At 64.0% G+C, this 20,261-nt stretch carries 18 protein-coding genes and 1 riboswitch; of the genes, 2 read left to right on the top strand and 16 right to left on the bottom strand.

Annotated features, from left to right (window positions below):
• Positions 1–169: 169 nt before the first annotated feature.
• From ASD63_RS02735 to ASD63_RS02715, 5 genes are all read right to left on the bottom strand, one after another.
• Positions 170–646: a VOC family protein gene (locus ASD63_RS02735; protein ID WP_034788525.1), complete on the bottom strand. Its 477-nt coding sequence runs from the start codon at positions 644–646 to the stop codon at positions 170–172.
• 123 nt (positions 647–769) lie between these two features.
• Positions 770–2,062, bottom strand: a complete 1,293-nt coding sequence (locus ASD63_RS02730) for a diguanylate cyclase (protein ID WP_244497210.1) — start codon at positions 2,060–2,062, stop codon at positions 770–772.
• 292 nt (positions 2,063–2,354) lie between these two features.
• Positions 2,355–3,188 carry a response regulator gene (locus ASD63_RS02725; protein WP_034788121.1) on the bottom strand — a complete coding sequence of 278 codons (834 nt, stop codon included), beginning with the start codon at positions 3,186–3,188 and terminating at the stop codon, positions 2,355–2,357.
• A 185-nt stretch (positions 3,189–3,373) separates the two neighbouring features.
• Positions 3,374–4,447 (bottom strand): cyclic nucleotide-gated ion channel, encoded by a 1,074-nt coding sequence (locus tag ASD63_RS02720; RefSeq protein ID WP_034788119.1) that lies wholly within the window; start codon positions 4,445–4,447, stop codon positions 3,374–3,376.
• 130 nt (positions 4,448–4,577) lie between these two features.
• Entirely contained in the window at positions 4,578–4,988 is a 411-nt protein-coding gene (locus ASD63_RS02715; RefSeq protein WP_051659123.1) for a GFA family protein, read from the bottom strand.
• A 180-nt stretch (positions 4,989–5,168) separates the two neighbouring features.
• Between ASD63_RS02715 and ASD63_RS02710 the strand changes: the two genes are divergently transcribed.
• Both ASD63_RS02710 and ASD63_RS02705 read left to right on the top strand, forming a co-directional pair.
• A complete protein-coding gene (locus tag ASD63_RS02710) occupies positions 5,169–5,585 on the top strand; it encodes a nuclear transport factor 2 family protein (protein WP_034788108.1) in 417 nt (138 codons plus the stop codon).
• 120 nt (positions 5,586–5,705) lie between these two features.
• Positions 5,706–7,115 (top strand): adenylate/guanylate cyclase domain-containing protein, encoded by a 1,410-nt coding sequence (locus ASD63_RS02705; protein WP_034788105.1) that lies wholly within the window; start codon positions 5,706–5,708, stop codon positions 7,113–7,115.
• Positions 7,116–7,156: 41 nt separating this feature from the next.
• On the opposite strand, the gene ASD63_RS02700 is transcribed toward ASD63_RS02705, so the two are convergent.
• The 11 genes from ASD63_RS02700 to ASD63_RS02650 form a co-directional block, all read right to left on the bottom strand.
• Positions 7,157–8,914, bottom strand: a complete 1,758-nt coding sequence (locus ASD63_RS02700) for an adenylate/guanylate cyclase domain-containing protein (protein ID WP_060528777.1) — start codon at positions 8,912–8,914, stop codon at positions 7,157–7,159.
• Positions 8,915–9,085: 171 nt separating this feature from the next.
• Positions 9,086–9,847 carry an MBL fold metallo-hydrolase gene (locus ASD63_RS02695; RefSeq protein ID WP_034788518.1) on the bottom strand — a complete coding sequence of 254 codons (762 nt, stop codon included), beginning with the start codon at positions 9,845–9,847 and terminating at the stop codon, positions 9,086–9,088.
• A 156-nt stretch (positions 9,848–10,003) separates the two neighbouring features.
• Entirely contained in the window at positions 10,004–11,560 is a 1,557-nt protein-coding gene (locus tag ASD63_RS02690) for a caspase domain-containing protein (protein ID WP_060528776.1), read from the bottom strand.
• Between the two features lie 314 nt (positions 11,561–11,874).
• Entirely contained in the window at positions 11,875–12,153 is a 279-nt protein-coding gene (locus ASD63_RS02685; RefSeq protein WP_034788099.1) for a hypothetical protein, read from the bottom strand.
• 168 nt (positions 12,154–12,321) lie between these two features.
• Positions 12,322–15,123, bottom strand: a complete 2,802-nt coding sequence (locus ASD63_RS02680; RefSeq protein WP_082572758.1) for a mechanosensitive ion channel family protein — start codon at positions 15,121–15,123, stop codon at positions 12,322–12,324.
• A gap of 126 nt (positions 15,124–15,249) precedes the next feature.
• Positions 15,250–15,810 (bottom strand): DUF924 family protein, encoded by a 561-nt coding sequence (locus tag ASD63_RS02675; RefSeq protein WP_034788096.1) that lies wholly within the window; start codon positions 15,808–15,810, stop codon positions 15,250–15,252.
• A 91-nt stretch (positions 15,811–15,901) separates the two neighbouring features.
• Positions 15,902–16,885, bottom strand: a complete 984-nt coding sequence (locus ASD63_RS02670) for an iron ABC transporter permease (protein ID WP_034788510.1) — start codon at positions 16,883–16,885, stop codon at positions 15,902–15,904.
• Positions 16,886–16,972: 87 nt separating this feature from the next.
• Positions 16,973–17,926: an ABC transporter substrate-binding protein gene (locus tag ASD63_RS02665; RefSeq protein WP_034788092.1), complete on the bottom strand. Its 954-nt coding sequence runs from the start codon at positions 17,924–17,926 to the stop codon at positions 16,973–16,975.
• The gene (locus ASD63_RS02660) at positions 17,923–18,726 is read right to left on the bottom strand and encodes an ABC transporter ATP-binding protein (RefSeq protein ID WP_034788088.1); all 804 of its coding nucleotides are present in this window, start codon (positions 18,724–18,726) and stop codon (positions 17,923–17,925) included. The genes ASD63_RS02665 and ASD63_RS02660 overlap by 4 nt, the downstream gene beginning before the upstream one ends.
• A 22-nt stretch (positions 18,727–18,748) precedes the next feature.
• Entirely contained in the window at positions 18,749–19,162 is a 414-nt protein-coding gene (locus tag ASD63_RS02655; RefSeq protein WP_034788085.1) for a DUF1636 domain-containing protein, read from the bottom strand.
• Between the two features lie 104 nt (positions 19,163–19,266).
• Positions 19,267–19,483: riboswitch (cobalamin riboswitch) on the bottom strand.
• Positions 19,484–19,660: 177 nt separating this feature from the next.
• Positions 19,661–20,137 (bottom strand): RidA family protein, encoded by a 477-nt coding sequence (locus ASD63_RS02650; RefSeq protein ID WP_200949942.1) that lies wholly within the window; start codon positions 20,135–20,137, stop codon positions 19,661–19,663.
• Positions 20,138–20,261: the final 124 nt, after the last annotated feature.

The raw sequence follows: 20,261 nt of genomic DNA, 5'->3' as shown, positions 1-20,261 counted from the left end.
ATAAAAGGTTCCCTCATAAACGGGTAGATGTCTTCGCGCCAAAAAGCGCCCCATGGTTGCACAGGCAGGCGGCCTTGTGCCTGGCATCTCGAGCGTCGCTGGAGGCGGGGCATGGCCCGCCTGCCGCTTCCATAACTTGCGGGTCCTGCACCCACGAGACAACCGGCTTCTAGCCGTGAAACGCCCGCTCCAGTTCGGCGATATCGAGCTTGATCATACCGAGCATCGCCTCCGTGACGCGCTTGGCGCGCGCACGGTCGGAATGGGCGACCATGTCGCCGAGCACCCTTGGCACGATCTGCCAGCACAACCCCCAGCGGTCGCGGATCCAGCCGCATTGTTCGATCTGTCCACCGTTTTCGCTGATCGCGTTCCAAATCCGGTCGATCTCCTCCTGGGTATCGCACTGGATCATGATCGAGAAGGAATGGTTGAACGGATCGAGGGGCCCGGCTTCGAGCGCCAGGAATTCCTGGTTGCCGAGCGTGAACTCGATGGTCGTCACGCTGCCGGGCGGTCCGCTCGGGCTTTCCGCCGGCAAGGTGGTGACGCGGATGATTGCCGAATTGGGAACGAGCGAAACATAGAAGTCGACGGCCTGGCGCGCCTCCTTCGCAAACCAGAGATTTGAAACGACATTGGTCATGATTTGGTCCTCCTCGTGCCGCCTGATCATGGGCGGTAACCGAAGGACGATCGACTTCGTTCCAAGCCGACAGGTGACGGATCATTATTTCCGAGGGTGGGCCTGCCGGTCTGGCCCGGCAGTTTACGAGGCCAGCGCGTCGAGCAGCGCCAACTCGGAAATCACCCGGTTCCGGCCGGCATGCTTGGCCATGTAGAGAAACTGGTCGGCGGCATGCAGGTAGTTCTCGAAGGCCTCCGAGGTCTCGATCGTGGCAAGCCCGATCGAGACGGTAATCGTCAGCTCCTCGTCGTCGGCGACGATGCGGGATTTTGCGAGTTCCAGGCGCAGCGCGTCGCAAAAGGCGAAGGCGCGCCGCACGTCGCAGCCGTTGAAGAGGATGCCGAACTCCTCGCCGCCGAGGCGGGCGAGCAGATGGTCCTCGCCAACGAGCACGGAGAGGCGCTTGGCCACATGCTTCAGCACGATGTCGCCGATCTCGTGGCCATAGGTGTCGTTGAGGCGCTTGAAATGATCGATATCAAGCACGGCGATCGCCGTCGGCTCGCCGCGCCTGAGGCACTGCTCGACCAGCCGCGGCCCCGCCACGAAGAAGTGTCGGCGGTTGTAGAGGTCGGTGAGGTAGTCGCTGGCCGCCTGCCGCTGCAGCGTCTGCAGCCGCTTCTGCACGCCGGCCGCCTGCGCAATGCGCCCATTGAACTCCGCTTCGAGGAAGGGCTTCTGAATGAAATCCGTACCGCCCGCTTCGAGGAAACGGGCGCCGGCACGCCGGTCGCCGCTGTCGGAGAGACCGATGACCGGCACCGCACCGTCGCCCCGCCGCCGTTCCACCTCGGCAAGCAGCGCTGCGCCGGACATGTCGGAGAGATCAAGGTCGGTGACGACGAGATCGACGGCCTCGCCGCTGTCGAGCACCTGCAGCGCATCGGCGGCAGATGCGACCTCGCAGACGGAAATCCGCTTGCGCCTCAAGATGCCGGCCAGTTCGCTGCGCGAGGCGGCATCGGAATCAGCAAGCAACACCGTCGTCTTGCCGTTGGTCAGCGCCCGATCAACGGCGCCAATCAAGAGATTGATCGATTCCGGCTGGTGCTTGATGACACAATCGAGCGCGCCGCGCCTGAGGATTTCCTCGCGCGTATGGTCGTTGAAGGCCGCGGTGAAGACGACGGCCGGCACCTGGTTGTCGAGGATGAATTCGAGCGCCTCGCAATTGGGCGCATCCGGCAGGTTGAGATCGAGAACGGCGAGCGAGAAGCTCTCCGGCGCCTGCTCCAGCGCTTCCTTCAGCGCCGCCAGCGAGTTGCAATGGGTAACGCGAATGCCGTGGACGGACTCAAGCCCGTACTTCAGCGCCGTCGCAAACATCCGGGAATCTTCGACAACCAGCATGCGCTTGTCACTGTGCTTCTGCACAGAATTCACCCGGCCTGGCGTGCGGCGCAATCTCACGTCCCTGCAACCCCTCTCGAGCCACAGGCGTGCTTCCCTCAAGGGGTGACGCTGGCTCCCGAAATCTTCAACCCGGCCACTTGCCGCGCCTGGCCTTTCGGCCGGCGTGATCCGTGTGACCGGGTTCCCCGCTCCTGCTGCGGCGGATTGAAGACCGTTCGGATTGCAATTTCGTTAATACGGCAACCTGTGCGCGGCGTTTTTGGTGCACCCACCCAATAATTCTTAGGGGTTTTTACCCATCCTGCTTTGATGGTTAAGCAGGAACCCTAACTTTTTCACTGAGTGTGCGGATCTTGGTCAGCGTATCCAGGTTCTGGTTGACGCGGCAGTAGAATTCCTCGTTGACGAAGGGACGAACGACGAAGTCGTTGCCGCCGGCCTTGAGGAAGCGCGCCGACAGAAGGCGGTTGGTCGACGACGAAACACCGATGATGCGCAGCTGGTGCGGCCCGTAGGAACTGCGAATGCGCCGCGTCAGCTCGAAGCCGTCGATATCAGGCATGTTGTAGTCGGTGATGACGAGGCCGATGTCCGGATTGTTCTTGAGGAGCTCCAGCGCCATCGCGCCGTTTTCGGCCGAGCTGGTGCGGAAGTTGTAGCGCTTGAGCTGCGTCGTCAGCAGCGCGCGTGCGGTCGGACTGTCGTCGACGATCAGCACATGGTGCTTGTGGTTGGTGAGGAACCGGCAGACCGATTCTGCCAGCATGTCGACGGCAAAGACGCTGTCCTTGATGACGTAGTCGACGATCTCCTTGGCCAGAATCTTCTCGCGCGTCGATTCCTGGAACGAGCCGGTGAAGACGACCGTCGGCACGCTCATCTCGATCAGGTAGTTGAGCGCCTCGCCGTTTTCCGCCCCCGGCAGGTTGATGTTGGAGATGGCGAGCGAGGCCGGGAATGTCGCGTTTTCGACGGCGAACTGCAGATCGTCATAGTCACGGCAGACGATGACATCGATGTCGAACAGCTCTTTCAGCCGCTTCGAGACCATCGAGGAAAAGAGGTTGGAGTCCTCGGCAAGCACGATGCGGTGCTCGGCAAGGGATTCGCCGGAATAATACATTCCGGAAACGCCAAAAAATGACATTGAACGCCTATGTGAAAGAGTGTCCCCCTACAGCTCCGCGCGTTCTTCATGCCCGCCTAGTCGCTGTAACTTGCAGGCGCCATGCTAGAGGAGAAAGGCTTTCTTCGGTGTTAATAAGCGGCCGGCGAATTAACGAGACCGGCGTGCCGGCTTGAGACGTCCGGCCGCCGTGACGCCGGCTTTTCTCATGCCTCCGGGGCTCGGCCACGCCGCGTCTCGGCGGTCCGGCGGATGACCTCGGCGATCTCCGGATTGCTGCTCGACAGCATCTGGAAATCCTCCGAATAGAGCGACAGCAAAGAGACTTCTGTGGCAGCCGTGACGGTCGCAGAGCGCGGCTCACCCGATATCAGCGCCATCTCGCCGAAGAAGCTGCCGGGGCCGAGCTCGACCGGCGTCGGTGACGGCGTTGCAATCGTCACGCGCCCCTCGACGATGAAGTACATCTGGTCGCCCGGCTCGCCCTTGCGGCAGATGATGCTACCTGCCGGCACCGCCCGCGGCCGCAATGCCCTGACGATCTCGACGAAGGCGGCCGAGCCGAGCTTTTCGAACAGCGGCACCGCCGCGACCAGCTGCCAGTTGCGCACGAAATCCTGGCGGCGCACTTCTTCGAAAAACCCGGTGGCGAGAATGCCAGCCCAGAGCGCAAAGATGCCGATACCGCTCATCATCACCAGACCGGCAAGCACCCGGCCGGCCAGCGTCTGCGGGATCTCGTCGCCATAGCCGGTGGTCGACAGCGTCACCACCGCCCACCACATGGCCTGCGGAATGCTGCCAAACTTGTCCGGCTGGATGTCGCGCTCGATCAGATAGGCGACCAGCGATGCGCCGAAGAGCACGATGCCGAAGAGCGAGGTGACGCCGACGAGATTGGGCGCGGCGCGCGCCACCACCCGGCCGAGCAGCCGGAAGAAGGTGGAATGGCGCAAGGGCTTCAAGAGCCAGACTCCGCAATAAAGGCTCTGGTCGCGCGGATCGGCGAACAGGAAGGCGGCCAGCGGAACGACGACGGCCACCATATCAATGACGAGATGCGGCATCAGCGCGCGACGATCCGCCGTGGGCCAGGCGGCGAGCGTATCGGCCAGCTGCAGCACATAGAAAAGCCAGAGGCCGCCAAGCACCAGCTCCAGCGAGAGCCGCGCCGTCGCGCCGATATTGCGCGTGGTCAGCGCCGCGACGGCGGCAAGGCCGAGCGCTGCCAGCAGTCCGTTGAGCGGCGTGGAAATTCGTAAGGAAGGCCGTGCCGACATTCACTCCCCCAGCGTCCGCTCGCCGACGACGCCTCGGCCGGACGGGGGCGGCAACGCTTTGATCTAAAGCACAATTCACTGCATGAATCGATGCTCATTTAAGGGGATTCGAATTTGTAGCGAAACAGGCCTAGTAGCGGGTGTCGGACGGCTCCTCGTCGCCTGTGCGTTCGCGATCTTCCTGGTACTGCGCGGCACCCTCCACTGGCCGCAGCCAAGGCTCCCGGCGCTTGACCCAGAGTTCGTAGCTCGGCTTCAGCGTCGTCGGCGCCTGGGACAGGATGCCGAGCTTGACCTCCGCCTCGCGCGCGTCGACTGAAAAGACACGCGAGCCGCAATGCGAACAGAAGCACCGGCCCTGGAAATCCGAAATTTCGCCCGAATATTCAAACTGTTCCGCGGGCCAGATGCCATAGAAGGTGAAGGCGGATCCGCTCTCCTTGCGGCAGTCCATGCAATGGCAGATGCCGACCCGGATCGGTTCGCCGCGCACCGAGAGCGCGACCCGACCGCAAAGGCATTTTCCCGATAGCGCCGTCATGTTCCTACCCCCTGTCCCAACCGTGATGCCAGACCAGGGAAACGACGTGGTCGGTTGTTCGGTTCCCACGCTTGTTGCCGGCATCAAGATGCGCTCTGAGATCGCCTGAACCCGACTGTCTTGGCGGAACCTTTCGCGGTTTGACGCCTTCTGCCGGTATGCCAAACGGAGGTACGAACCATGGCACATGCCGACGAACAGGAGATTATCGACCTCGAACAGGAATTCTGGCGAACCATTCTGGAGAAGGACACCGAGGCATCCGTGGCCATGCTGCCCGAACGCTCGATTGTCGTCGGCGCGCAAGGCGCAGCGGTGCTCACGCCGGACGACTATCGCAGAATGGCAGAACAGGCCGAGCGTTCCTGGAAGCTCAAGTCGTTCCGCCTCGACGACGTCAGCGTGGTCTTTCCGCGCGAGGACGTCGCCGTCATCGCCTATACGGTGACGGAAGAGATGGATGTGGACGGGCAGCCTTTGACACTGAAAGCCGCCGACGCCACCACCTGGATACGCGAGAACAGCGGTTGGCAGGCCTGTCTGCACACGGAGTCCGTGCTTGGCGATCCCTTCGGTCGCGACCGCAAGGTAGCCTGAGGAGTGCTGGCGAGGTAGAGCGTAGCGAATGACGGGAAGGCGGTCGGCCGCTTTCCCCTCGACCAATCCTCACCGATAAACCGTCTGCCCCGGCGCCCGTTTTCGGTGTAGGATGCCGGCATGAGTGAAGCCCAGCCTCTGTTCGATATGCTGCGCCAGACCGTGCAGCCTGAAATCGCCGGCGTATTGGAGCGATTTGTCCGGGAAGCGCCGGACCGCAAACTCGGCCGCATCAACGCACTCGCCTTTGCCGCCGAGCACGGGCTCGACGAGGAGAAGGCGATCGCCGCCTTCCTGCATGCTTCCCGCCTCGGGCTTTTCGAGCTTTCCTGGAATGTGCTTTGCCCCGGCTGCGGCGGCGTACTCGATGCCAACACCTCGCTGAAGACCGTGCAGAGCGACACCTATACCTGCTCTCTCTGCGCCGCCGGCTATGAGCCGACGCTGGACGAGATGGTGGAGGTGACCTTCACCGTGAACCCGCGCATACGCCACATCGAGGCCCACAGCCCGCATGAACTGACGCCGCTCGAATATTTCCGGCAGATCTACTGGGGCTCCGGCATTGAGTTGCCCGAGGAGGGCTACGAGGCCCAGGTCGACGATTTCATGATCGAGGCACTGGAATTGCCGCCCGGCGAAAAGGCGGTGATCTCGCTGCAGATGCCGGCGGAATTCATCATCATCTTCGAGCCGGTGACCCATGCTGCGCAGTTCATCGACGTCAAGGGCGAGCCGACCAAGGAGCGGCGCACGCTGTCGCTCGTCTTCGACCGCGGCCATCGCCACGACGAAGCGCTGACCATGCAACCCGGTCCCTTGCGCATCCAGGTGGAAAACCACACGGATGTCCGCACCCTGCCCTCGGTCTGCATCGCCAACGACGCGCTGCACGATATCCTCGGCCGCCGCCGGCCGTTCCTGACCGCCAAGCGGCTGCTCTCCAACCAGACCTTCCGCGACATCTACCGCACCGACACGATCGACGTAGACCAGCGGCTGAAGATCACCAGCCTCACCTTTCTCTTCTCCGACCTGCGCGGCTCGACCGAGCTCTACGAGCGGGTCGGCGACCTCGCCGCCTTCGATCTGGTGAAGACCCATTTTAGTGTCGTCAACGAGATCGTCGCGGCGGAGGCCGGCGCGGTGGTCAAGACGATCGGCGACGCCGTCATGGCCACCTTCCCGACGCCGGACCGGGCGGTTGCGGCCGCCATGCGCATGCGAGACGCCATGCGACAGCTGAACGAGGACCGCGGCTCGGAAGACCTGCTGCTGAAAATCGGCATCCACGAGGGACCGTGCATCGCCGTCAGCCTCAACGAGCGGCAGGACTATTTCGGCCAGACGGTCAACATCGCCTCTCGGGTCCAACACCTCGCCAGCTCGCGCGAAATCTTTGCGACCGGTTCGGTGCTCGACGATCCTCGCGCCTCGAGCCTGCTCAGCGATCGCGGCCTCAACCCGCAATCGCACAATGTCGCGCTCAGAGGCATCACGAACGAGATCAGCATTTTCTCGATCCCGTGAGGCTGGCCGGGAACGGAACGCCCATATCCCGCGAGCGGCGATCAGCGTTCGGGCAAGCCGGCTTGCCGTAGCGCCTCGGCCATCTGATGCTGCCACTGCGGTATCCTCTGAAACCAGGGCAGTGCCCGATACCGCTCGATCGTGAACCCCGGCTCTGCTGCCAGCAGCTTCTGCGCCGCCCATCGGGCGGTCTCCATGTCCCCGGTCATCGCCGACCAGGCCGCGAGGTGGCGATAGGACCAGGTCACGTCAGGATAGTTGTTGACGACGTCCTGGGCGATCGCGATGGCTTCGGAGAGAGCCCCTTGCATGGCCATGGAAAAAGCCATCCCCAGTTTCATGTTGAATGCGAGCGGGTCTCTCGGGCTCAGCGTCATCCCACGCCGGAACCGCTCCGTTGCGCGTGCGGGATCGTCCGTGAAGATCGCGATCCAGCCGAGCCGAGCCCATGCCCAGGCATTGTTCGGATCAAGCGCCAGCGCCTTTTCGATAAAGGTGGCGGCGCGATCCTGATCGCCGCAGATGCTCATTGCCGCGCCAGCCGCAGTCAAAGCGGTCGGATCGTCGCTGATCGAGCCTGCACCTTCGATCGCTGAACGCGCCTGATCCAGTTCCTGCTCCGGCCGGTCGGTCCATAGGTAGGAGGCGCTCGAGGCATGGCACCACGCCAGAAGCGCATGCGCGCGGCCGTAGCCGGGATCGACCAGGATCGCCTGCCGAAGCAGTTCGATCGCCTGGTTGTTGCTATCCCTGCGGCGCCCCCATAGATTGGGGAAGGCGCGCATGACGAAATCATAGGCGCGCAGACTGGCCGGCGGCTTGCGCTTGGCAAGCTCGATCTCGGCATCGCGGATGGCCGGATGAATGGCGCCTGCCACCTGCGCGGCGATCCGATCCTGGAACTCGAAAATATCCTCGATTGCGCCCTCGTAGCGATCCGACCAGGATTGGGTCCGCGTCTCGGCGTCGACCAGTTGCACGGAAATGCGCAGCCGGTCGCCACCGCGGCGCACGGTGCCTTCAACCACATAGGTGACACCGAGCTCCCTGCCGACGTCACGCACGTCGACGAAGCGCCCCTTGTAGGTGAAGGCGGACTGGCGCGCGATGACGAAGAAATCCCGGACGCGCGAGAGCGCTGCAGTGATCTCCTCCACGACACCGTCGACGAAGTACTCGTCGCCTGGACCGCTCAGATTGTCGAAGGGCATGACGACGAGCGACGGCTGGTCCTTGCTGCGACCGGCCAGCGGCGCCCCGTTGAGGACGCCACCTCCGACAGCGATCTCGTCTTGCCATTCGACCCGGAAAACCAGAATGGGCCGGGGGATGTTCTTCAGGTTCCGCTCTCCGAGGCTGGTCAGCGCGAAGGGCACCTTGCCGTCGAGATGTTCGCGCACCGCCCCGGAAATACAGATGCCCGACGGGACGGCGATCTCCTGCAGGCGCGCGGCGATATTGACTCCGTCGCCAAGCAGATCGTCTCCCGACACGACGATGTCGCCGAGATTGACACCGATGCGAAACTGCAGGTGACGTTCGGGGGGCAGTTCCTGCGCATCGAGAAGACCGCGCTGGATTTCCACCGCGCAGCGGACGGCCTGAACAGCGCTTGGAAACTCGGCGACGAGACCATCGCCGGCACTGCCGAAGATGCGGCCGCCATGGTCATCCACCAATTCGGCAATCCGCCCCCGGCAAAGGTCGAGCGCGCGAAGCGTGTTCTCTTCGTCGAGCGCTGCGAGGCGACTGAAGCCGGCGACATCGGCCGCAAGGATGGCTGCGAGCTTTCGATCCACAACGGTGACCGCTCCTGCGGCGGAGGATTTCGTTGTGTTTAATATGCGCGAATTTTCGAATATTCACAGATACCTGTGGCAAGCGAGAGCGGATCAAGACCGCAGCCGGTCAAGAAGGGCCCCCGGCAGCCGTGCCGCGTAACAGCTTGTCTGCTGCGACCTGTCGGCCGCCTAGACCACGGGCGGTATCAAGGTCAACACGTCGCCATCATCCGGAATGAGCAGCCTGGGCAAGGCGATGCCGTGGGCGCTGGCGGCGGCGCGGAGATCACCTCGGCTGACCGTCGCATGGTCGAGCGCCTCCATGTGCGTTGCAACCACGATGCTCTTCTTGGAGGCCTCGCAGACCGCGATCGTCTGCGCCGCATCCATCACGATCAGGGCGCCGTCCCAGCGTGCGCCGCAGGAATGGGTGACGATCACATCCGGCTTCGTATCGTGGATGGTCTTTTCGATGGCCGGATAGAGCACCGTGTCGCCGGCCCAGTAAACCGTCGGCTCGCCCTTGGCCTCAAGGCTGAAACCCATGACCGGCCCCATGTCCTGAACGACAGGACCAAGGCCGTGGCTGCCGTCACGTCGGGTGAGCTTCAGGCCCTGCCACTGCGCCTTGCCGAGAAGGGGCGTGACGTCGCGAAAACCAGCGCCACGGATCGCCTCCTCGTCGCCCGGCTGGCAGAAGATCGGCAGCCCCTTCGGCAAGCGATGCTTGGCGGTGTCGTCGAAGTGGTCCTCGTGCAGATGCGAGATAATGACGAGTTCGACCCCGGCAAGAATGGTATCGGTGTCGAACGGCAGCCCGACCAGCGGATTGGGCGCCCGCCCCGCAAAGGACGGCAGGCTGTCCTTCGGCCCGAGAAAGGGATCGATCAGCACCGTGTGACCGGCATAGTCGAGCTTGAGTGTCGCATTGCGGATAAGCTGGAGCTTCATGGGGTGTCCTCCCTTGCCGGAACCGGCCTTGACCATCGCGGCGATCCTTGCGCATGCGGCAGCGAAATCAAGCCCTGAAATGACGCGCGAGGGTTGAGAAACGCCGCCGCCCTTCACGCCAACCCCGTTCGATGGCGCCAGCATGCGCTGTCCGCTTTACCGCCAGCCGCAATCCCACGGCTGGCCCCTTGCGGTGCGATGACAGGCAAAGGCCCGGCCGCAGGAATGGGTGGCGGAAATCGTCATGCGGCCCCGGCCCGAGCCGCGGGCAAACATCTGCCGGAACGCGACATCGGCATTTGCGGGGCAATTGGCAAAGCTCTTTTTCTGCAGTTCGGCCGGTGGGCTGATCGCGCGGGTGCCGGTGTTTTTCTGCGGTGCCTTGATCGTGCCTTGCGTCTCGCCTGGTTGCGGTAGCTTCGCCTCGCGCCGGATCGTGACGCAGCGCCCGTCCTTCGCCTCTTCGTTACGGCCGCAAGCAAGCGGGCAGATCCGCACCTTCTCCGACTTCAGGCGACCGAGCACGTCGCTGGAGGGTTCGAGCGTCGCAAGGTCGACCTTTGCGAACTTGCCGAAAGCTTCGAGCGCCTTGCGACTGCCGGCACCCCAGACGCCATCCTCGCTGCCGGCGCGACAGCCCAGCCGGTTGAGCTCAACCTGTACGGAACGGGCCAATGTCGTGTCGTCGGCATTGGGCGCGGCCAGCGCCGGATCGATGGCCGCCACGGCCTGGCCACCCGATCCGCCGGGCACGCCTTCGGATGTAGGCACTGAAGCCCGCTCGATGATCTTGATCTTTGCCTTGGCGAGCGATGCGAACGCACCGTCGGGATATTGCTGCAGATAGGCGTCGAAGAGGTCGCGGTCGGTCGCATCCTTGATCGTTTCCCAATAGGCAAGCTCGGCGGCCTCACCCGTCGCGGGCGCCTCGGCCGGCGCCGGCTTGCCGTCAACGGCGGGCTTCAGCACCACTTCGCCGGTCAGCGAGGAATTGTCCCAGGGCACCTGCTTGCCGCCGGTTGCCGCCAGCACGTCGCGGCGCACGTCGATCAGTTCGCGGGTGATGTCGCGCCCCGGCTGGCCGAGATGTTTCAAGAGCGCCGATGTGAACGGCGAATTGCGCCCCGATCCGTCGAGGGCAACATTGCCGGGCTGGGTGGAGAAAGCGATCAGCGTGCCGATGCCGGTGCCGACCTTGGCCAGGCCGCGGCCGACCGAGGCGGAGCGCGTGCCCATCGAGCGGGCGAGATTGACCGCTAGCGGATTGTCGCGGCAGGCGTCGAGCAGGATGATATTGACCCGCGTACTGCGCTCCATCGCCGACAGGATCAGGTTCATCGGCACTGCCTCGAATTCGAGATCGACAGAGGAAGCGAGCGTGGCATCGACGGGGGCGAGATAGTTTTCGCCGTTCACCTGCAGGCCGTGGCCGGCATAGAAGAACAGCGCGAGGTCGGCGCCGTCGAGCCGGCCGACGAAGTCCCGCACCGCCCGGCGCACACCCGAGAGGTCGAGATCAGCGCCGGTCACCACCTCGAAGCCCAGCCCTTCGAGCTTTGCCGCCATGTCGCGCGCGTCATTGCCGGGATTGGGCAAGGTGGCCACATGCTGATAGGCGGAATTGCCGATGACCAGCGCCACACGCTTTTCGGCCAGCGCCTCCGATGCGAAAAGCACCAGCAGAACGGACAGGGCGATGCGAAGGAATGGCATGGCTCCCCCCGGCAATGCGCGGATGATCGCGACCACGCGCGTCACCCCAACGCCCAAGCGTGCTACCGGCAATGCAGCCTGTCAATGCAAGGAGAGTGTCCGGCAGGCCCGACGCGGGCTTGCCCGCCCGAACGAATGAGAGCTTCGGCGCCCTCGCCCATCCCTTGGGATTAGGCTTCGAGCGAAGAGAGCACCGCGACCGTTACTAAAGGGGCTGCCGGCGCCATCAGCGACGGCACCTGCCGACCTATCGAGCGAATGGAGTGCCGCCCGACAGCGGCGCGCCTGCCGCACCGCCGTCGCGGAATGAAAGGTTACTTGACGACGACGTTGCCGTTGACGATCTCGACGTTCTCGTCGCCCTGCAGGCCGATGCGGTCACCGCTCGGCGCGGTGACGAAACAGCCGCTGGGGCAGATCATTTCGGTCGCTCCGGATGCGATCGCCACTTCCACACGGCTTTCACCCTCGACGACGATCAGAACGGCGGTCTCGCTGTCCTTGTTCGTGACAGTCGCGGCACTGGCAGCACCGGCCATCGGCGCGCCTGCCATCAGCAAACCGGAAAGCAAAGCAATCACAAATTTCTTCATCGCCCATCGACGCCAGACGCGCCGCCCTCTTGCCGAGCCGGCCGCCCCGTCGGTTACGCGACGCTGCGCCGGCCACCTCTTCAGCCGATGACCAGCGTAGTCGGTCACCAGAAGAATTGCATGCTTTTTATGGCAGGCCGGCTGAATAGTGGCTGAACGGTCCGTTTATCAGCGGTTTGGGTTTGCCCGGCGGCTGGCGCTCCGGCGGCTGCTTGCCCCCTCCACTTCGCGCTCCTCATCGAGCGGCGCCGCAGCGGCAGTTTTCTTGTCCGAAGCGGCAGACTTGGCTGCGGCCCTTTCCTCGGCGGAGGTGGCGCCCTTCGGCTCGCCGACCTCTTCCGGGTGGTGGCTTTCGATGCCGGTCTGGTCCTCGACCGGCACGTCCTCGATCTTGACCGGGAACGGCGCACCGATGCCCTCGTCGCGGAAGCGTTCGTAGATCGAGACACGCAGGTCGTTGCGCACGCCGCCGCCGGTCAGGACGTCGGCCACGTAGATGCGCAATTCGAAGGTCATGCGGTCATCGCCAAAGGCGGTGAAGCCGACGCTCGGCGACGGGTTCTTCAAGACCATGGGATGGGCGGCCGCGATCTCGGCGAGCAGCTCCATGATCCGGCGCGGCTCGCTGGCATAGGTGACGGTGATGGCGATTTCGGAGCGGCCGAGCTTGTTGCGGTGCGTCCAGTTGCCGACCGAGGCGTTGATGAGCAGCGAGTTCGGCATCATGATCGACTGGTGCTGGAAGGTCTCGATCTCGGTCGCGCGGACAGAGATGCGCTTGACGAAACCTTCGGTCGTGCCGCTGACGATCCAATCCCCCACTTTGAACGGGCGCTCGACGAGCAGGATGAGCCCCGAAACGAAGTTCGAGACGATGTTCTGCAGGCCGAAACCGACACCGAGCGAGAGAGCACCGGCAACGAGCGCGAGGTTGGAGAGGTCGATGCCGGCCGCCGACAGGCCGATCAGCCCCGCAAGCCCGACGCCGGTATAGCCGATGCCGGTGCGGATCGAGTTGCGCACGCCCGCATCGACCCGGCTGCGTGCCATGATGTTGCCGTCGATCCAGCGCTGCACGAAACGGGTGACGGCGTAGCCGAGCGCGAAGAACAGGATGCCGGCGAGGATGCCAACCAGCGAAATCGTGATCGAGCCGATCTTGATCTCGGTCACCATCCGGTAGGCCCAGGACTCGATGTCGGCGACCTGGAAGCCCCACTGCAAGAGGATCAGCGGGATGAAGAACATCACGACCAGCGCGTAGATGCTGAGGCCCGCGGCAAGGCCGATCTGGTCGAGCGCCACCTGTTCGAGATTATAGCGCCGCTCGAGATAACGCCCGGCGGCGGTCTCCGCAAAGGCGCCCTGCTTGGCAACCGCCCGGCCGGTGAGGATGCCGATATACATCGTGACAAGGATCGCGCCCGTAATGATGATCTGCGTGGCGATGAAGCGGGCAAGACCGACATAGCCCGACACAGCGGCAATGATGAGCAAGGCGCCGGTCGCGAGCAGCGCGAAAGACACCACCCGCGGCCAGGCGCGGCCATGGGCGTCGAAGGATTCATCCTTCCTGAGCGTCGGCTTGATCCAGGCCGAAGCCATGATGATCAGGCCGATGACGATGGAGGCAATGTAGCTCTTGACGACGGTCAGGACGACAGGCGAACCGAGCGCCTCGCTGACGCCGCCGAAGAGGTAGTCGAGGCCGTTGACCAGCGCCATGGCGAAGATCGCGATCATCAGCATCCGCGCGCCGCGATCGGAAACCCGGACGAGCCGCCAGCGCGAATCGCGCGGCGACAACACGGCCTGAGCGAGCCTCGTCACGAAGAAGACGACGACGGCGACCCCGAGCGTGATTGCAATGATCGGTGCGATATCGGAACGCAGCACGTTGAAGCCGCGCAGGAACAGGAAGCTCGAGACCGCGAAGGCTGCCGACGCGATGGTCGGGATCAGTGTCGACCAGAATGCGACGGAGAGCCGCCGGAAGTAGCTCGGCTCCTCATCGGTAATGTCATGCTCGATCAGCGGGCGAAAGAGCCTGCGGCTGCCGGAAAGGAACACGAGCGCCGCCAGCAGCGACAGGAATAGCGCCGTCAGGAGCGGCACGCGCTTGTAGTTCCAGGCAAAGCTCAGCCAGCTCCCGACGCTGCGCGACAGCACCCGGGTCTCGTCCGCCGTCGCCGTCAGCGCGTCGTCGAACATTCCGGTCGACACTTCGGTATTCTTCAGGAGCGTATTGGAAAACAGCGCGCGCCTTGTCGCGGTAATGGCGTTGGACAGCTTCGTCGCCTGCACCGACAGGCCTTCGGCCTCGCCGGTCAGCGCGTTGATCGCGCCGCGCTCGGCCATCAGCCGCTTGCGCTCGGCGGTCACGATGTCGGCTTCCGGCGGCTGTCCCTCGGCCGGCGGATCGCCAAGTTCGGTCAACCGCGCCTTGATCTCGTCGAGGCGCGGGCGGGTCGAGACCGAGACGCCGATGATCTGCTTGGCGAGCGCATCTACCTGCACCTTCAGTTCGGCAAGCGCTATGTCGTCGTCCTTGGCCTTCGCGACCTGGTCCGTCAGCCTATTCAGTTCCACGCCGGCCTTGGCAAGCTGCTCCGCCGTCTGGTTTTCGGCCGGCGGCGTCGCCTCGGCCTGAGCGGCATCCTGCGCCGGGGCCGGCGTGCCCTGTGCCGGTTGGGTTGCGGTTGCCGCCGGTGCGGCGGAATCCGGCGTCGTGCCGGCAGCAGCTGGCTGAGCGCCCTCCTCGGTCACCGGCTTGCCAGCCGGCTGAGAGGGGGTCTGGGTCGATTGCGCTGGCTGCGCGGACGGCCCCGACTTCTGACCCGGCTGGGCTCCATTCTGCGCGGTCGCCTGTGTCGGCTGCGCCGCCTTCTGGGCCATGACCGGGCCGCCCACGGCAAGCGCCAGCAGGCAGACGAGAATGGCGGGCAGTTTTCCGACAGAACGCAATTTCATGATCCTTGCAGATTGAGACCGTGGTCCGGAATCGCTCCGGCCGTCTTCACGTTTCGATGTGAATACGAAAGACGGCGGAAAGATGCAAAGAACGGCGATAAATCCCCGTCAGCGCCCGCTTTCCCGTTAAAAACCGGCGCCGGGCTGCGCCAGATAGGCAAGTTCGGCCTCCGTCGACGGCCGCGCCAGGAAGGCGTTGCGATGCGGGAAACGACCGAACTGCTCGATCACCTCGCGGTGCCGTATGGCATAGTCGAGATAATCGGCATCGCCGAGCTCGGTAAAGAGCTTCACCGACATGGTCTGGTCGGTAAGGTTTTCCGAATGCTCGAAGGGCAGATAGACGAAGGCGCGCCATTCCGGCTTGATCGCCATGTCGGCACCGGCGCCAACGGCGAGCTTGGCCTCGTGCAGTGCCAGGCAATCGGTGGCAAAGGCGAGCGGCGTGCCGCGAAACATGTTGCGCGGCATCTGGTCCAAAAGCACGATCGCCGCCAGCCGGTTTTCCGGGCTCGCGCGCCAGATCTCGTCGACACCACGCGCCAGCGCCAGGTGCGACGCCTGGAAGCGGCGGATACAGGCCTGGTCGAGTTCGTGGCTCGTCCCGAACCAGTCGTCATAGGTGAGTTCGCCAAACCAGAAATTCAGAACGTCCTGCGGCGTGCAGATGTCAGCTTCGTTCGCCATATGCTCCTCATGCGGGCCAATCGCCGATCCCTCGGCTGCGCTAACACATAGGCCGGAACCGGCCCTTGTCCATAACGTGTTCCTACCCGCCTTACGCGCGTCGCTTCAGGATGGCAATGAAGGCGATGCCGCCGACGAGCCCGGTGACGACGCCGATCGGCATGTCCTCCGGCGCCATGATGACGCGGGCGGCCAGATCCGCAAGGATGAGCGTCAGCGCCCCGAAGAAGGCCGAGAGCGGAATGACCCGCACGTTGTCGCTGCCGGCCAGAAGCCGCACGAAATGCGGCACCATCAGCCCGACGAAACCGATCGCGCCGGAAAAGGCGACCATCACCCCGGTCAAAAGTGCGGTGACGACGAACAGCGTCAGCCGGAAGCGGCGCACGGGAATGCCGAGCGTCATCGCGGTTTCGTCGCCCATGGCGAGCGCATTGATTTCGCGCGCCCGGATCATCAGCCAGCCGAGGGACGCGAAAAGCACCACGCCGGGATAGACGAGCTGCGACCATTGCGCCAGGCCAAGACCGCCGAGCATCCAGAAGATGACCGTATGGGTCGCCCTCGGGTCCCCAAGGAAAATCATGAGGTTGCCGACGGATGTCAAGACGAAGGCGACCGCGACGCCGGCCAGCACGAGACGGTCGGCGCTGCTCCCGAGCACGCGGGAGACGAAGGCGACGAGCACGGTTGCGAGCAGCGCGCCGGCAAAGGCAAAGAGCGGCACCGTGGCAAGACCGAGGATCATGCCGGTGTGCAGCAGCGCCACGATCGCGCCGAGCGCGCCGCCGGAGGAAACGCCGAGCAGATGCGGATCGGCAAGTGGATTGCGCGTGACCGCCTGCAGCACGGCGCCAGTCAGCCCCAGCCCGGCGCCGACGAGGCCCGCCAGCATGACGCGCGGCAGGCGCACGTCCCAGACGATGCTCTCGCGCCCCGCCGACCAGAAAGCCTCGACGCTGCCCAGAGAAATCTTGCTGGCGATGATCGACCAGACGGTCGCAACCGGGATCGGCGCCGAGCCGAGCGATACGCCGGCCGTGACGGTCAAGGCCAGCAGCAAAAGCGCCGCCATGAGACCGGCACCCGCCTTCAGCGCCCGTGCCGGCGCTAGGCGTGAAACGGCGACGGGACCAGGCGACGCATCCTCAGCCAGCATCGCTTACAGGCCCTCGCCCTGAAAGGCCTTGGCAAGCCTGGCAATGGCGTCGATGTTGCGCGGGCCTGGCGTCGCTTCGACATAATCGAGCACGACGAAGCGATCGTTCTTGACGGCATCGACATTCTTGAAGGCCGCATTGTTCTTCATGAAGGCGATCTTGTCCTCGGCCTTCACCTCGCCGTAGTTGACGATGACCACCACTTCCGGGTTGCGCTCGATCACCGGTTCCCAGGAGATTTCCACCCAGCTCTTTTCCACGTCGTCCATGATGTTGGCGCCGCCGGCGGCCTCGATCATCGCCGTCGGAATGCCGAAGCGACCGGAAGTAAACGGCTTCTCCTCGCCGGAATCATAGACGAAGACCCGCGTCGGGTTAGCCTTGCCGGCGTTCGCCTTGGTGATCTCGGCAAGCTGGCGGCGATAGCCGTCAACCAGCGTCTCGGCGCGATCCTCGACGCCGAAGATGCGGCCGAGATTGAGAAGATCGACGAACATGTCGTTCATATCAGGCTTCTGCTTGGCCATCACGTGGATGCAGGATTCGGTCAGCTCGTAGACGCCGATCTTGAAGGGCGCCAATGTCTCGGGCGTGACCTCGCCGCCGACCTTCATGCCGTAGTTCCAGCCGGCAAAGAGGAAATCGGCATCGGCGTTGAGCAGCACTTCCTTGGTCGGATATTTCTCCGAAAGCTCCGGCAGTTCCTTGACGCCTTCGCGCAGCTTCTCGTCCAGCGTCTTCCAGCCGGAAACGCCGGTATAGCCGACCATGCGGTCCTGGAGCCTCAGCGCCAGCATCATCTCCACCAGGTTGACGTCGTTGGCGATCGCCCGCTTCGGCGCCGCGTCGAAGGTCACCTCGCGGTTGCAGCTCTTGACGGTGACCGGATAGGCGAGCGCCGGCGTGGCGGCGGCAAGCACGAAAAGAAGGGAAAATGGGGCAATATTGATCTTCATGAAATCGATCCCTGTCGAGGAAGTGAAAAGGAAAAGCGGGCGCCGCCGGCAGCGGCATTGTGAACGGTGGCGGTGACGCCGAAGGCGGCCGAAAGCTCGCTGGGGCTGAGCACCTCTTCGGGCGGGCCGAAGGCCGTCAACCGCCCGGCGGTCAAGATCGCGACATCTGTCGCAAACTCGGCGGCGAGGTTGATGTCGTGCAGCGTCGAGACGATTGTCAGTTTCAGCGTTTGCAAGAGCTCGAGGATTTCGAGCTGGTGGCGGATGTCGAGATGGTTCGTCGGCTCGTCGAGGATGATGATGCGCGGTTCCTGTGCCAGCGCGCGGGCGATCAGCACCCGCTGCTTCTCACCGCCCGAAAGCGTCGAGAACTGGCGACCGGCAAGATGGGCGAGATCGAGATGCGCGAGCGCGTGCTGCACCCGCTCGCGGTCGAAATCGTTCCAGCCGCTCAAGCCCTCCCGCCGGGGAATGCGTCCCATCATCACGACGTCGCGCACGCTGAAGGGAAAATCGCCGGGCATCTCCTGCAAGACGACGGCGATTGTCCTTGCCGCCTCGCGGGCCGAGATCGACCAGAGATCGACGCCATCGACCGAAACACGGCCGGCATTCGGCTGCACCGCCCGGTAGAGGCAGCGCAGAAGCGAGGTCTTGCCGGCGCCATTCGGCCCGAGGATCGCAAGCCGGCTGCCGGCCGCGATCGCAAAGCCGATGTCGTTGACCAGCGTCAGGCCCGAACGCGGCCCCCAGCGAAGGCCCTCGACCGTGAGGGCTGCACCCGTTGCGTTGCAGCTCATGGGTTCGTTCCTCTGCGCGACCTCATTGGAAGTGCCCGCCGAGATCTTCGGAGACGAGCATCGCCGCGGGAATGCGGGCAAGCGTCTTGCCTTTCAGCCCGCGCGGCCGTTCCGCCGCCCGCGTCATGCCATCGCCACGCTCGGCATAGGTTGTGGCAAAGCGCACGAGATCGTCGATGTCCTCTTCCGGCGAGACGTCGCCGAAGAGATAGGTCGCCTTCCCCGTCGCCTGGAAGGCGATGGTGCAGGGCCGCGTGCAGGCCGCCATGCAGACCGTTCCGGCGATCGAGAAATCGCGATCGAGCGGTGCGCCGAGCGCTGCGATGCTCAGGTTGAGCCGCTTGATCAGCTCGGCACCGGGCACGCATGGGCCGCCGGTGAAGCGGCAATCGGTGCAGACCGTTATCTTGTGCTGTCGGAAATTCGGCTCAGCCATTCCTGCCCTCCGCCGGACTGACGGCAAGAGATGGCGAAACGGCAAGAGGACGGAAAACCGTCGTATGAAAGCCAGTTCTTTTCCATCGGAACACCCCGTCCGTTGTGGTTGATCGGTTCGATGGCAGGTCTCCTGGCTCGCGGGTCGTGGCGCATCCACGTCTTCCCGGTCTTCGACCAGTGACATGGTGTGAATGCGCTTTCCGCTCACAGTTGCGGGGGCAGCCACGGTCTCGGCCCCATCAGGGTCGTCCGTTCCGTGTTCCCTTTTCAGCCGCTTCCGCATTGTCGCGGACGCAGCACCATCAACGCCTTCCTCGCATGAATCGGCGGATGAGACAACCGCACGACACAGGCGGGAGGGATCTATCAACATGCGGCGTTTCGTCATGCGAGATTTGTTATAAAATAACATTACGTAGCGCAAGTCGAAAATTGGGCGCCGGACACAATCCGACGCCCGCGATAGCGACCACGCTAAAAGACGTGCCGTGCTACCTCAGAACTCCGGCGGCAAGAGTTCGGCCGTCAGCGTCACCGCGACAGAGGCGTTGCCCGGCAGGTTGCGCACGCCGCAGACGGAGCGAACATGGCCAGCCCTTTCGCCAAAGGCGGCCGCCAGAAGCTCGGAAGCACCGTCGAGTACCTTCGGGTGCTCCAGGAAATCCTCAGTGCAGGCGACATGTCCCTCCAGCCGGACGATCTGGCGAATACGCTCGAAACGGCCGAGATGCTCATGGATCTGCGCCAGCGCGTTGAGCACTGCCAACTCTGCGGCCTTGCGCCCCTCGTCGATGGTCACATCGCGCCCGAGCAGCCCCGTATGCACGAAGCGCCCGTCCAGCAATGGCCCCTGCATCGAAACATGAAGCATCTCACCCGCCTCGATCACCGCGCGATAGGCGCCGAGCGGCCTCGGCGGCGTCGGGAGCTGAACGCCAAGTGCGCCGAGCCTTCGGATAACCTCGTCCATCATTGCTTCCCCTCCTCGTCACCTTACGAACCGGCCGCCTTGCGGAGACGACACCGCTTTTTTCTCAAGCCCACGAAATTCTGCCGCCCCTATCGCAAGCAGCAAGACGCGCCGTTCCGTGCCCAGC

The sequence above is a fragment of the Ensifer sp. Root558 genome, from assembly GCF_001427045.1.
GTDB lineage: Bacteria > Pseudomonadota > Alphaproteobacteria > Rhizobiales > Rhizobiaceae > Ensifer > Ensifer adhaerens.
The sequence above is the reverse complement of the archived record's forward strand: the minus strand, read 5'-3'. Positions and strand labels throughout refer to the sequence as shown.